Annotated in this window: 11 protein-coding genes; 4 read left to right on the forward strand and 7 right to left on the reverse strand. The window is 54.0% G+C overall.

Going from position 1 to position 12,635, the window contains the following annotated elements; genetic code table 11:
* Positions 1-73: 73 nt before the first annotated feature.
* From GSQ82_RS06580 to GSQ82_RS06595, 4 genes are all read right to left on the reverse strand, one after another.
* A complete protein-coding gene (locus GSQ82_RS06580) occupies positions 74-547 on the reverse strand; it encodes a hypothetical protein (protein WP_174243046.1) in 474 nt (157 codons plus the stop codon).
* 131 nt (positions 548-678) lie between these two features.
* Positions 679-3,912, reverse strand: coding sequence for a DNA polymerase III subunit alpha (locus tag GSQ82_RS06585; protein WP_158791457.1), 3,234 nt, complete (start codon positions 3,910-3,912; stop codon positions 679-681).
* On the reverse strand, positions 3,905-5,428 hold the full coding sequence (locus tag GSQ82_RS06590; protein ID WP_158791459.1) for a DNA polymerase Y family protein: 1,524 nt from the start codon (positions 5,426-5,428) through the stop codon (positions 3,905-3,907). The genes GSQ82_RS06585 and GSQ82_RS06590 overlap by 8 nt, the downstream gene beginning before the upstream one ends.
* Positions 5,392-6,165: an ATPase domain-containing protein gene (locus GSQ82_RS06595; protein WP_158791460.1), complete on the reverse strand. Its 774-nt coding sequence runs from the start codon at positions 6,163-6,165 to the stop codon at positions 5,392-5,394. The genes GSQ82_RS06590 and GSQ82_RS06595 overlap by 37 nt, the downstream gene beginning before the upstream one ends.
* A gap of 148 nt (positions 6,166-6,313) precedes the next feature.
* Here GSQ82_RS06595 and GSQ82_RS06600 point away from each other — a divergent pair, with 148 nt between their 5' ends.
* Positions 6,314-6,952, forward strand: coding sequence for an SOS response-associated peptidase (locus tag GSQ82_RS06600; RefSeq protein ID WP_254061472.1), 639 nt, complete (start codon positions 6,314-6,316; stop codon positions 6,950-6,952).
* Positions 6,953-6,972: 20 nt separating this feature from the next.
* Complete coding sequence (locus GSQ82_RS06605) at positions 6,973-8,241, forward strand: AAA family ATPase (RefSeq protein WP_158791462.1); 1,269 nt, start codon at positions 6,973-6,975, stop codon at positions 8,239-8,241.
* A 168-nt stretch (positions 8,242-8,409) separates the two neighbouring features.
* Here GSQ82_RS06605 and GSQ82_RS06610 read toward each other — a convergent pair whose 3' ends face one another.
* Positions 8,410-10,659 carry a P-loop NTPase fold protein gene (locus GSQ82_RS06610; protein WP_158791464.1) on the reverse strand — a complete coding sequence of 750 codons (2,250 nt, stop codon included), beginning with the start codon at positions 10,657-10,659 and terminating at the stop codon, positions 8,410-8,412.
* A 345-nt stretch (positions 10,660-11,004) separates the two neighbouring features.
* Entirely contained in the window at positions 11,005-11,367 is a 363-nt protein-coding gene (locus tag GSQ82_RS06615; protein WP_158791466.1) for a DoxX family protein, read from the reverse strand.
* A 178-nt stretch (positions 11,368-11,545) separates the two neighbouring features.
* Between GSQ82_RS06615 and GSQ82_RS06620 the strand changes: the two genes are divergently transcribed.
* Complete coding sequence (locus GSQ82_RS06620; RefSeq protein ID WP_158791468.1) at positions 11,546-11,953, forward strand: helix-turn-helix domain-containing protein; 408 nt, start codon at positions 11,546-11,548, stop codon at positions 11,951-11,953.
* 70 nt (positions 11,954-12,023) lie between these two features.
* Here GSQ82_RS06620 and GSQ82_RS06625 read toward each other — a convergent pair whose 3' ends face one another.
* A complete protein-coding gene (locus tag GSQ82_RS06625; protein WP_158791470.1) occupies positions 12,024-12,245 on the reverse strand; it encodes a helix-turn-helix domain-containing protein in 222 nt (73 codons plus the stop codon).
* 157 nt (positions 12,246-12,402) lie between these two features.
* Here GSQ82_RS06625 and GSQ82_RS06630 point away from each other — a divergent pair, with 157 nt between their 5' ends.
* Positions 12,403-12,621, forward strand: coding sequence for a hypothetical protein (locus tag GSQ82_RS06630; protein WP_158791472.1), 219 nt, complete (start codon positions 12,403-12,405; stop codon positions 12,619-12,621).
* Positions 12,622-12,635 lie beyond the last annotated feature (14 nt).

Below are 12,635 nucleotides of genomic sequence, written 5' to 3' on the forward strand. Positions count from 1 at the left end.
TGTTCATGCACCTTGAAATGGGCAATCTGCGATTCTCCATCATAGAACGCGGGAGCAAATTCCTTGTCTTTTCTTACATAGGACCGCTGGTAGGCTTCCAAAGTCGCGCACGTTCCTGCAGGAGGGTGTCGATTTCCTGGTCTTCTACCTCAAGGACGCACAACGACCGCTCCAGATCGTTCGTTAGACACCACTCCATATATTGGCTAAGGCTGCCGGAATGTTTGACGTGTTGATAGAACGTCCCTAGGGCCGGATAGCCTGACCCTCCGGTGTACCGTTCCCAGGCTGCTTTCTTGGTCATGCCTGCAAAGAGCGCCAACCATTGAGGAAGATAGCGTTCTGTCGCCAGTTGCTGCGCTTGCTGTAGTTGCTCGTCCCTTTTCTTCTCGTGGGCCTGTTCTGCCTCTATTTGCCGCTTCTTCTTTTCTCGACATTTCGGACAGTGGATCTCCGTTGAACTCCGCGTCCGATTCCAGTCGTCCATCTCGAACGTAAATGTCTCTGTCCCCTCGCCACATTCGCAAGGGCCGGTTTCGGTCCGCATGATCTCCCAACTCATCTGTTAGTCCTCGTTCGATACCATCCGATCTTTTCATGTTCAGGATAGGGAAAGTTCCTCCCTGCTTGCAGTCGTCGATGCTACTGGCATCTTCCGCCGTCCATCTTCAGCGGGTCTTAATGAAAGTCATGCGATCGCATATCAATCGGTCCGAACTCCAGCTCACGAACAGCAGACGCCTTCACCGAGATAACACCGTCCTGATTCTGGAGCAGACCCTCGATCAGCAGGAATTTTCCGCGAGTAACCGTCATCTTGTCTTGCTCGTATACCTTTGGGTGAATAATGGCGTTCGAGATGCCGGATTCATCTTCGCCACTGATAAAGATGAAACCACTCGCGGTACCGGGTCGTTGCCGAGCAATGACAGCTCCTGAAATCCGTACGAATGTCCCGTTAGGAACATTCCTGAGGTCGGCGGCCCTGGTCACACCAACCTCATTCATGGCAGCACGGTGATATGCCATTGGATGTGGTCCGATAGTGAAGCCAGTGGCGAAGAAGTCCGCGATCAAACGCTCATCCGTGGTCATACTCAGAAGTGGCGAGCTTCCATCAATCTCAAACTCGTCAGCGACGTTTTCAAACAGGGGACCGGCGCTTTGTCCAGCACGCTCCGCTCGCCACAAAGCTGTCCGACGGTCGTGTTTCTCTCCCGTCCAGTTGAACGCCCCAGCCTTCGCCAGCAGAGCAAGTTCTGCTTTGCGAATAGATGGAACGCGACGCTTGAGATCGTATTCCGATGCGAATGGCCCATCGCTTTCTCGCGCTTTTTCGATGGCAAGGCCAGTCTCCTGTCGCAATCCCTTCACATAGCGAAAGCCGATTCGAACCGCAAACGGTTCATGCTGATTGCTCTGATTCTCAGTGCCCAACGGTTCCAGTATGCAGCTCCAGTTGGAGTGCTGGACATCGATCGGCCTGAATTTCAGGCCGTGACTCTTGGCATCGCTGATAAGAGTCGATGGGCGATAGAACCCCATGGGCTGATTGTTGAGCATTGCGCAGAGATACGCTGCCAGGTAATGGAACCTTGTATATGCGCTCGAATATGCGAGCGAGGCGAAGCTTTGAGCGTGCGACTCGGGAAACATAAACTCCCGTACAGTAGAGAGAATCCGCAGAATCTCCGTCTGGACTTTGGCTCCGATACCTTTCGCCGTCATCCCTTCGATGAGACGGGACTTCAGTCTGGCCAGAATGGCATCGGTGCGTTTCCCGCCCATCGCTTTTCGCAACTCTTCGGCTTCTGCTCCAGTCAGATCTGCTGCAGCCATACCTATCTTCATCACCTGTTCCTGAAATAGCGGAACGCCGAGCGTCCTTTTCAGAAATGGCTCGAATGAAGGATGAAGGTAGGTGACAGGCTCCCTACCCAGCTTTCGCTGGATGTAGGGATTCACAAACTTTCCTATAACCGTACCTGGCCGGATGATCCCAACCTGCTTCGCCAGATCATCATGATTATCCGGGGACGTGCGCGGAAGGGAAGACATCTGCGCCCGGCTCTCGATCTGGAATAAACCAACTGTGTCGGCAAGCTGAATTGTTTTATAGACAGCCGGGTCCTGTGGAATCTGCGCGTAATCAAGAACTACACCGTAGTGTTTCGACACCAAATCCCGGCTATCGGCGAGCACAGCCATCATCCCAAGGCCGAGGAGATCGACCTTGATGATCTTCATATCCGAAGCGTCGTCCTTATCCCACTGAATCACCGTGCGTCCGGTCATTGAAGCCCGCTCGATTGGCACCACCGAATCAAGATGCCCTTGGCAGATCACCATACCGCCACTGTGCTGGCTGAGATTGCGAGGCAGATTTTGTATGCGTTCCGCCATATTCAGAAACATCCTGTTAAAACTATTCCGCATGTTAAAGCCTGCGTCTTTGGCAGCGTTCTCCATCGTGTCCGTGGGGGCCTTCCACTCCCAGGCGCTGGCCATTCCTGCAGGCCGCGCCGCTGTCTTTCTGTCGAGACCGAAGACCTTGCCCACTTCGCGGAAAGCGGAACGACTGCGAAAGGTGGTCACATTTGCCATCATGGCGCAACCTAATTCGCCATAACGCTGGTACACATACTGAATGGCGCGTTCGCGATTCGCTTCGCTGGGCAGGTCCAGATCAATATCCGGCCACTCTCCGCGTTCGAGCGAGAGAAACCGTTCAAAGAGCAGATCGAGTCCAACGGAGTCCACGATTGTAATTTCGAGAGCATAGCAAACGACACTGCTGGCGGCGGACCCGCGGCCCTGAATCATGATGCCGTTGCTCTTACAGAAGTTCACGACATCCCATACGATGAGAAAGTATCCGGCAAGTCCCAATTGCTCAATGGTTCGCAACTCAAACTCTGCCTGCTTTTGAGCTTTGGCGAAGAGAGTCGGATTGTTTTTTGGTCCGTAACGTTTCCCTATGCCTTCCTCAACACGCTTCCTCAGAAATGAGTCCATCGTTTCTCCGTCCGGTACGGGATATCCAGGAAACTCATAACCGAGGTTGGTCATCTTGAATTGCAAACGCGAGGATAATTCCTGCGTGTTCGAGATCGCATCCGGCTGGTCATAAAAGAGCCGACGCATCTCGTTGGCGGAGCGCAGGTAACGCTCCGTGTTTGTACTCAACAATCGTCCGGCCTTATCGAGTGTTGTCTTATTGCGGATGCAGGTGAAGACGTCAAGAATCTCGCGTTCGGATTCCGTCGCGTAGTTCACGCCCCCTGTGGCAAGCACGGGTAGATTCAACGACCGCGCAATACGGATCGCTGCTCGATTCCGATGCTCCTCTTCGCGGTCGAAGTGACGCTGTACCTCGACATACACATTTTTCGCACCGAAGATGTTTACCAATCGTTCAATACTTTTTTGCGCTGCGTCATATCCACCATGCGCGAGTGCAGCAGCTAACGGTCCTTCGCTGCCACCTGTCAGACATACCAGTCCATCGTGGAACTCTTCGAATTCAGTAGTGAGGGCTGCACCTTCGGCTTTCTTCTGTTCACGAAGTTTGTAGCGAGTGATGAGGCGGCAGAGGTTCTGATAGCCGATGCGTGACTCTGCCAGCAAAGGCAGGCGCACAGGCTCGATAGGATGCTGCTGCGGTAGGTACGCGGCAGGCCGTAACCGTTCGCCCAGATCACTCACAGCGACCTCCGCACCGATATGCGCCCGGACACCGTACTTCTTTCCCTCCATGTGAAAGCGCGGCGCACCGTAGACACCATTGCGATCCAGAAGCGCCATTGCCGGCATCTCCAGTTCGGCGGCTCTCTGCATCAATGCTTCGGGTAGCGATGCGCCTTCGAGAAACGAAAAGGCCGAACGAGCGTGCAGCTCAACGTATTCAGTCATACGTCCCCTGCAAGTACCAGCAGCGCGAACGCGGGTCATAGGCGATGCGGCAGACCCGCTCGGTATCCTGCGTCTCCAGCCGTACATCCCATTCTTCGCGGCACCAGTTGGCTTCCGACCACCATTGACCGCTCACGCGCCACGGCCCTGCAATCTCACGCACCGCATATCTCTGGTTGTCCCAAAAGACACGCGCTGGAGTATTGGCGACGAGGATCACGCTGACAGCTTGGGGTGGACGGCAGACACGCAGAGATGTTGCGACAGAAAACGAAGGCTGGTCCGTCTTTTTCGGCGGAGCAGGTGCGAATGGAACGATGCGAAAGGCATTAGGTCTGTGGTCATCCTTCAACTCCACAGAGCCGACACGCTCATCGCCCAGGAGTTTCCTTAGACGCGCCAGCAGCACCTCCAGCCTGCCCGGTTCCGGTGCCTGGGGCAGAAAGAGACCATGTTGTGCTCGATACGGCGTGGCTGACTGCGCATACAGTTCCAACCCGACAGTCGCACCGCCAGGCCGATGAGTTTCTAAATCAAGTTGCAACAGCTTGAGTAACGTGGGCGTGTCCTGGAGAGGCAACGCGGGCCGGACTACGCGCTCGTGCCGCTTGCCCCCATCAAGCTTAAGGACGATTCGTAAGGATGCGATAGCACGCGCCTTTGTCTTCACACGCTCCAGGAGCACATCTGTCATACAACGGAGCAGAAACAACAGTGACTCAAGCGCTTCGACGGGAAAGTCCAACTCCGTGCGTTCCACCAGAGTGTCCTCAAAGCTCGGCTCCATCGGAAACATCAGATGCGGCCATTCGCCGCGAGCCAGCGCGTGTAACTGCCTGCCGCCGGGTCCTAGACGAGAGATCACATCAATTTCGGCAAGTGCGGCGAACTGCCCACAGGTGCGTATGCCCCAAGCCTTGAAAGTCTCCGCGTGATCCTCTGAAAGGTTCAGCACATGGAGCGGAAGATCCCGCAATGCGTTGGCTTCTTGTCCTGAAGGGATCACCGAAACGCCTGTTCTCCCGCGAGCAAGGCAAACAGCAGCGTCGAAGTTCTCTGCGACGGCTACGTTCGCCAGAAACCCAGCCGTCATGATGCGCCGCCGCAGCTTGTTCGCAAGCTGCGTCTCATCTCCAAACAAGCCATTCATGCCGCGTATATCGAGCGCATAGGTTCCAGCATCGCTCTCGACACACTCAACGCGTGGCGAGAACATGCACGCGATAGTGTGAAGAATTGCCTCTGCAGTGAGTTCATCTTTTTGCACGCGGCGAAGAATGATAACTCCGGGGACTGTCTCGGCCTGTAGCCTCGACATCCCGGCCTCGATTCCACCGGAACGTGCTGCTTTGTTGGCCGCGACCACAACCTCTGTGGGTGGCTCGCCATCAACGAGTGCAAAAGCGCGTTTTCGCAGCTCGGGACGCTGTTGCGCGGCTACCTGTGCGGCAAAGTTCGGAGGATGCAGAACGGCATACATCACCGTACCCTCGACCACGGTGTTCCAGAGTTCCATTCAGCCCGCGTGGAAAGCTTCTTACGATGCAATGCAGAACTTTCATTGCGGTCCCTTTCGCGGACCAGCCTGTATCGTTGTCCCTCGAATAAAGCCGTCTCGCCATTGCTGCTGAAGGGGCGAACGCTGGCGGGTTCCGAACGCAGAGCAAGCGCAGCGCAGCTATTGGCGCATGGAGTTTGCGTGAGCAGCACAAGTGCCGTGCGGGCCTGCTCGGCGGCCAGCCGAAAGCGATACCAGTGTTGCAACGGAATGCGCGTCGCATCTTGTGGACGCACATCGCTCATATCCAATACGATGGCCGCAAATCCCCCGGCCTGAAGCAACATATCGGTTGCCGTTAATGCCTGCTCTAGACGCGACCCCGGCATATCTGCAGCAGGTTTTTTGCGATCCGACGACATACGTAGCCAAAGCAGCCGCTTCATAACGATGTGCGCCGCCGCTGCGGACTCCGGCGAGAGCGCGTCGCTTACATCGACCCACGCACAGGCCGCCCCGGACTGTGTGATGGCAGCGATGGATGAAAGCGCAAAAGATGTCTTGCCCGTCGACGCTGCGCCTGCAATCTCGGTGATGCTTCCGCGTGGAATGCCGCCGCCGAGGACGGCATCGATCTCCCCAATGCCGGTCGAAAACAGCTCCGGGGCCTGTTTTATCTTCAGGGTGAGGGCGGCGGGCACCCGTTTGGCGAGAGCAGTTTCGACCTGAAGGCGGATTGCGGCGGAGGCGGACATTAAATCGTATTCGCCTTATGTTCGCCCAACTATACCGGTGGCTGTCAACCGACATTTGACCCGCTTCTTGTGCAGAATCCGCTAAGTGATTGCAGTCAATCACTTTGTTTCTTGTAAGTTTTAACCTTTGCCGACTTACACTTAGGTCATGTGTGGCCGTTATCGCCGGAAATCCGACAAGCAGCGCATCGCTGCCGCCTTCGAGTTAACTGCCGGTCTGGATGAAGTCGACCTCGGCCCAGATGACGACATTGCGCCTGGTTCCATACAGCCCGTCGTCTCCATCAATCAGGACGGTGAACGCCAGCTCGAACTCATGCGCTGGGGATTTAAGCTGCCCGACCGTCTTCTCTTCAATGCGCGATCCGAAGGTATCGAGACCTCAAAGTTCTGGAAGGATGCTTTCCTCAAAGGCCGCGTCATCGTTCCTGCGGACGCGATCTTCGAGTGGAAGGAGATGCCGAAGGGCCAGAAGAAACCGAAATATGAATTCACTCTCACGGGACGGGAACCCTTCGGCATGGCTGGCGTCTGGAAGCTCTGGAGGAATACGAAGACCGAGCAGTGGGAGCGCACATTCGCCGTTATCACTGGCGAGCCGAATGAACTTATGGCTCCCATTCACGATCGCATGACGATTTTTTTGGAGCCGCGAGATTATGCCAGAATATCTGGAGTCCACCGACAGGCCGCCTCTCCATCTTCTCCGCATCCTGCCTGCGGACGAGATGCGCGCGATAATGGTTGCAACGTCGGACATCACCAACAAGCAAGTAAGCTTTTTTGATAGTCAATGAAGGAGTGGATTTGGACCGCACGAAGGTTCTGGATTCAGTCACAAAGTTTTACTTGGAATCTCACGATTTCAACGGATATCCGGTTTATAAGCTCAAGGAAGAATACCGGCTGTCGGACGATGCAGCAAAGGCATTGATCGAAGAACTCGTATCTTCGGGACAAGCCGATGTGACGCTGACTGGGAATACACATATCAAGCCATTCAACATCCCCGACACCATTGCGCAAATAGCTGGACTAAAGGCGCTTGAGTTTAGCGAGCACTTCTGCCTCTACCCGAAGCCCGAGACACTTGCCAAACTACCTGAACTCAAGAAATACGAGGATCGGCCATACACCAAAGCCCTGACGCTGGGAGAAGGGCAGTTGGAATACCGATCCTTCGATCTTTCGGTGCTCGAACATTACCGTAACGACCCTCGATATATCTATGAAACCGACTCGATCCACGGAAACATCTCCGTGCGAGATGCCTTCTACGAGTCCAGCGCAATGGAGGAGCGCGACCAAATCATCCTCTCGTCATTTGGCTTTGCCTATGACAATGAGATGAATCGAGCGGTCGCGGTATATCTGCGGTATCTCTCCGGGCTGAGTCCTGAACATCAGCAAATTTGGCGTGCCAAGGAATTTTCTGCCACATATCAGCTGCATCCCGACTACTTCCGGACTACCATCTTGGGCGAATGGGGCACGCGGATTCCAATCTTCGACGCGTTCATTGCGGAATTGACAATCATTAACGAAATGACGGAACGGATGAATATGCCTCCCATGTTCAGGCATACCTATTCGGAAGAGAGACCTCGTGAATTCGCATTTCTCTTGCGACCAACCGTGGCTGAATTCAATCGGTTCGTTCTTCTCCTCGATAAGATGATGTCCGACAATCTCAACAAGCGCTTTTTCTCGGCTGCCTCAATCCCACTCGAAGATGAAGATGAGCGACCGGACGGAAAGGTAGTGGTAAGTTCGCGCGGGACCATCGCACTCCTCGAAGCGTGGATGCGACGATACTTCCGGCCCACCGATCCTGAGCCCGTTGAGAAAATCTTTGCTGCCTTCCGAAAGGTTCGTAAAATGCGGCAACAGCCAGCACACAAAGTTGATGAGGATGCCTTCGATCAGCAGCACTTCAAGAATCAACGTAAGCTCATCATCGAAGCCTACGATGCTGTCCGGTATATCCGCCAATCGCTGGCGAATCATCCTCTCGTTCAAAGAAATCCTCCTCGCATTCAGGAGGAATTGTTCGATGGGAAAATTTGGGATATCTGAGAATGAGGTGTCATCCGTGCGAGGGCAGAAATGTAGCCCCGGTGTTGCCAGTAAACTGATTGCTAGAGACTACTCGCAGTTTTGCCCGGAACGTAGGCCCTGACAAATAGTGCGTTCTCAGATACGCGAACAAGTAAAACAGGCTTCGCCAAGGATAGTGGTTCGACTCTATGACTCCGATTCTTCTGCATTGTCCGGTTCTATGCTCTGGGCTTGCTCCGCAAGCACCTTGTTGTAGACGAACATGAATTGATGGGCTAGGCGCCGTTCCCTTGGTTCTCTTAGTGGCAGGCGATAGTTGGGAGCTGCAAGCTCCTCTTTGTACAGCAACTGAAGCGCAGCCGCAATCGCCGCTGGATCAATCACTCTGGAAACGGAGTTGTAGGTATCGCGATCAAATGAGGACTCTATCGGCAACCCAGTGGTCATCCCCCATCCCGTCGGCAGGTAAGACTTCATCAGTTCAAAAATGCTGGCGGGGTCTTCCTTGACTTGCCGAGACGTATACGCGCGCACCGGGCCTGGTCCGCTTACTCGTTCCCACCAACTCAAGTAGGTCCCGGCATTCTTGGGTTCGAGTATCCAGACCGCCTTAGGTAGCGCCGTGAGATACGCGCCGATCCGTGTTCCAAGGGCGGCTTGCATTTGTTTTTCTTCCTCGTCGGTGAGGACTGGCTCGCGCGTCCCATCTCCTGCGCCCAACCAGCGTGCGCAGTCGCAAGCGAAATCTAACGTTTCAGCATCCGCCATCGCTTTTATGGCAATAGACGCACGTTCTTCCGTTGGAATTCGCTGCATGAGGTGGCTGATGCAGATCACCGCTTCCATCTGAGGCTGCATGAAGAAGACCAAGCTATCGGGCGATGGAAAACAGCTTCCGTTTCGTGCTAAGACCTCGATCAGCCGTGCAGCGGACTCCGCAGGCATCTGACCCTCCTGAGACCGGAGCTTGTAGAGGACAGTGCCCGCGTTTCGATCATTGATGAGACCGCGAAACACTTTGGCTGATTCATCCGCGCTCACCTGCGGCAATGCAGCAATGAAAGACTTCAGGGCGACATCGGGTACGTCGGAGCTGCTGACCCCGTAGGTGAAGTAGCGCGGAAAGTAATAACTCGATGCGATCCGCTGATCGTGGGCGAACTCGGTCTCCCAATCGCTGCCAATGATCGTCGAGCCCATGCGGGGAAACAATGCTTCAACCAAGTTGGCCGCTGCGCGTCTTTCTGAAGCGGTCAACCCCTCGGTATGGGCCTCGATAAATTTCCCGGCATTGGCATTAGCCTTATCGGCAGAGTGAGTCCGCAATACCGGCTCTGAATCATGACGGATGGCATTGTAGAGCTTCGGATAAAACATCCGCAGACCTTCCACAAGCAACAGGTCCGGTGTATAGGTTTCTCCTTTCAAAATGGTCAGAGCAAAATGGAGTGCGTTCGCATATCGCTTCGCCATTCGAGGCGTCTTTAGCCTGATCTGGATTCCGTCGATGAAATGGCGCACGAACTCATCGACCTGCTTCTGGCTCATCTCCGTGGCGGACTCACGGAGAGCTTCATCCACCAGCTCAAAGCAATACTGTCGCAGAGCATCCGGGGACGGCGGCGGTAGATGCAGCGGTACTTGGACAATCTTTTCGAGAAAGTTGATACCGGCTTCGTAGGACTGACCGGACGACGAGGCGTACTTCTCGCCGATGGCACTTGCCACCATTTGTTCGTCGAAGGCTAGAACATACGCAGTATTTTCAAAGTCACCTGTCAATTTTACGAGCCGGAAGATAGCTTGAATCTCCGCACGGTCGAGACGGTCAATGTCGTCCATGATAATGACCACACGTTTGTCCGCATCTCGTAACATCCCGCTGATTCGATCTCGCAGTTTGTCCAATGAGACAGCAGACAATGCCGTGCCCGCACTGACCGCGGCATCTCCCCATCCTCCGGGAGCTACCTTGAGGAGCGCACCATACTTCTTCAGTACGTCTCCCAGCTTTTCCGAGGAGGTTGTCAGTTCCTTGTCAAGAACCTCCGCCAGCGTAGCGAAAAATCCCTGCAATAAAGCCTGTTCGCCTTCCATCCGCCAAGGGTTGAACGATATGCAGATGATCGACGGATAATGCTTGAGCCTGCCGCGAATAAAGTTGAGAACAGTGGTCTTTCCGTCTCCCCAAGGTCCATAGATTCCAACCACGAGACTGCTTGGGTCGTTCCGTTCGCCGATGGTGTCTGCAATCCGATGCGCAAAAGGCCCGCGATCAAACACGTCTAACCGGGGATCAGTTATTGGAGCGTCAGTTCGATAAGGCCCGGTAGATTGTTTAGGTTCTTCGTGCGCAGTTGGTGCGGGCGTAGCGTCGGCCACAGGAGTTACATCCTGCTTAAGAACTTTTGAAAGCAGCTTCTCCCAATATCCCATGACTTGATTCTAACGATACGCTCTTAGCCCGTCGTTGGGCTCTCATCGGAAGGATCCCTGGCTTTAGCGGCTTCGCGTTTTCCGCTCTCCATCTCAGCGGGCCAGCTCGAGGCTGTCACGACACTCGCCCACTCAAACGAGTCGCAGCAAACAAATGCACCACATATAGCCAACTTCTGAGACAAACGTTCGCAAAGAATGCTCCTAGAGTGACGCTAGTTCGCCGATGCGCTCTTTGAGTGCACCGGCGGTCTAGCGCCATAAATAAACCGTAGGCTTCCGGGATATCGAGAGTGTAATTTGTGTCGTTGATGAATTCCGAAGAATTCCTTTGGGCGTTCACTATTAGAAGCCCAGGAGACTATGCATCTCCGTCTGATGGCGAAGGCCAAACCCAACCCAAATCGCGATAGGAATGATGATTTGGATGAAGTATCTCTCTTTCACTCGGACATGCGCTGCAATTGCTCCGCCCATCCACCCAGTCGCCAAAATGACCCCTATAAGAGCGGTTGCTGGAACGAGGCTCAGTATCGCAATCGATACTTTGGTCAGTCCAAATGTACGGACGACAGTTAGGGGAAATCCGACGTGTTCCGTATTCTTGACCGCCATAGGAAGCTTCAGGAAATTGATCACGCCTCCTAGGAACAACGGGACCGCACCAAGCGTGCTTAGAACCCAACCAATCATGACTGCCTTTTCCATCTTGTGTCCTTTCGTCGGATCGAGTGACTCTCAGCGCGAAGGTGGGATATCGAGACTAATGCGCATATCTTTCGACCACGGCTTTCATCGGTTACTAACCGATACCTACATCATTGAATGAGAGCTGCTAAAAAGGAAGAAGGCACATTCGAATCACTGACTGAGCCAGAGGTAACCTATGAAAAATGGCAGCAAAAGCAGCGCTAGCGAGCCGATGGTGTTGATGTGCAAGAACGAGGACACCAAGCCGCTTCGTGATTTCTTATCGAGGGTCGGAGATAAATGGAGTGTCCTGCTCGTCGTAACGCTCGCCAAGGCCCCGAAGCACCGGGCCCGATTCTCTGAACTTCAGAAGTTGGTGGAAGGGATCTCTCAGCGGATGCTCACCACCACGCTACGTCAATTGGAGCGAGATGGTTTGATCTCTCGCGAGGTGTTCCCCGAGGTGCCGCCGAGAGTGGAATATGAACTGACTGATCTAGGGCTCAGTCTTATAGAGCCGATGTGGAATCTCGTTCAGTGGATTGGCAGCAACTGGATTTCCATCAAGCAAGCGAGAGAAGGTTTCGATAAGCGGGCGAGATGAACCGATGAGCGCACTTGCTGGTTTAGGAACCTCCATAGGGCGCTATAGGTGTAAAGAGGTAGCCTTCGCCCTACGGAAGCGACTCGAACAAATCCTTCGTACGAACCGAAAGCGCTTTCGCCAGCTTGACGATGTTCTCCAAGGCGACGTTCCGCTCGCCTCGCTCGACGCTACCGACGTAATTGCGATGCAGGCCAGCTCGCTCCGCCAACTCCTCTTGGGAATATCCACGGTCCTCTCGCAGGGCTCGTAATGCATTCCCGAAGATGAGCTTGATGGAAGCTTTAGGCACTCTCCCATGCTTGGCGTTTGACCACTATGAGTCTACACACTATGAGTGTGATATTCTCAGTTCGTTCACAATGGCGTATCGGAGCCGTATTTGACAGATTTTCAATGTTTCCACATATGGGCGTTGCATTAAAGTAGTGTTCATAAGGTCTCAGCCTATGATCGAATGCAAAGAACTCGTCGGCAAAGTCATTCGCCTCTGCACTCTGTTTGAAGAGGGAACGTATGGTCCCGAGATTCAAATGGAATTCACGGACGGCACGACTTTTAACGTCTGTTTAAAGAATGATATCTCCATCGAAGCCAAGTGCATGCGAGACGATGGCGGACAACCACAGGTGCTCAAGGACTTCACCAGTCCCACCCTTTCTCGCTAAAGATTCCTAAACCT

The organism is Granulicella sp. L60, from assembly GCF_009765825.1.
Lineage (GTDB): Bacteria > Acidobacteriota > Terriglobia > Terriglobales > Acidobacteriaceae > Edaphobacter.

Coding starts and splice junctions, on each gene's coding strand:
- GSQ82_RS06580 (WP_174243046.1), bottom strand. CDS start 547: ATGCGGACCGAAACCGGCCCTTGCGAATGTGGCGAGGGGACAGAGACA.
- GSQ82_RS06585 (WP_158791457.1), bottom strand. CDS start 3,912: ATGACTGAATACGTTGAGCTGCACGCTCGTTCGGCCTTTTCGTTTCTC.
- GSQ82_RS06590 (WP_158791459.1), bottom strand. CDS start 5,428: ATGGAACTCTGGAACACCGTGGTCGAGGGTACGGTGATGTATGCCGTT.
- GSQ82_RS06595 (WP_158791460.1), bottom strand. CDS start 6,165: ATGTCCGCCTCCGCCGCAATCCGCCTTCAGGTCGAAACTGCTCTCGCC.
- GSQ82_RS06600 (WP_254061472.1), top strand. CDS start 6,314: ATGTGTGGCCGTTATCGCCGGAAATCCGACAAGCAGCGCATCGCTGCC.
- GSQ82_RS06610 (WP_158791464.1), bottom strand. CDS start 10,659: ATGGGATATTGGGAGAAGCTGCTTTCAAAAGTTCTTAAGCAGGATGTA.
- GSQ82_RS06615 (WP_158791466.1), bottom strand. CDS start 11,367: ATGGAAAAGGCAGTCATGATTGGTTGGGTTCTAAGCACGCTTGGTGCG.
- GSQ82_RS06620 (WP_158791468.1), top strand. CDS start 11,546: ATGAAAAATGGCAGCAAAAGCAGCGCTAGCGAGCCGATGGTGTTGATG.
- GSQ82_RS06630 (WP_158791472.1), top strand. CDS start 12,403: ATGATCGAATGCAAAGAACTCGTCGGCAAAGTCATTCGCCTCTGCACT.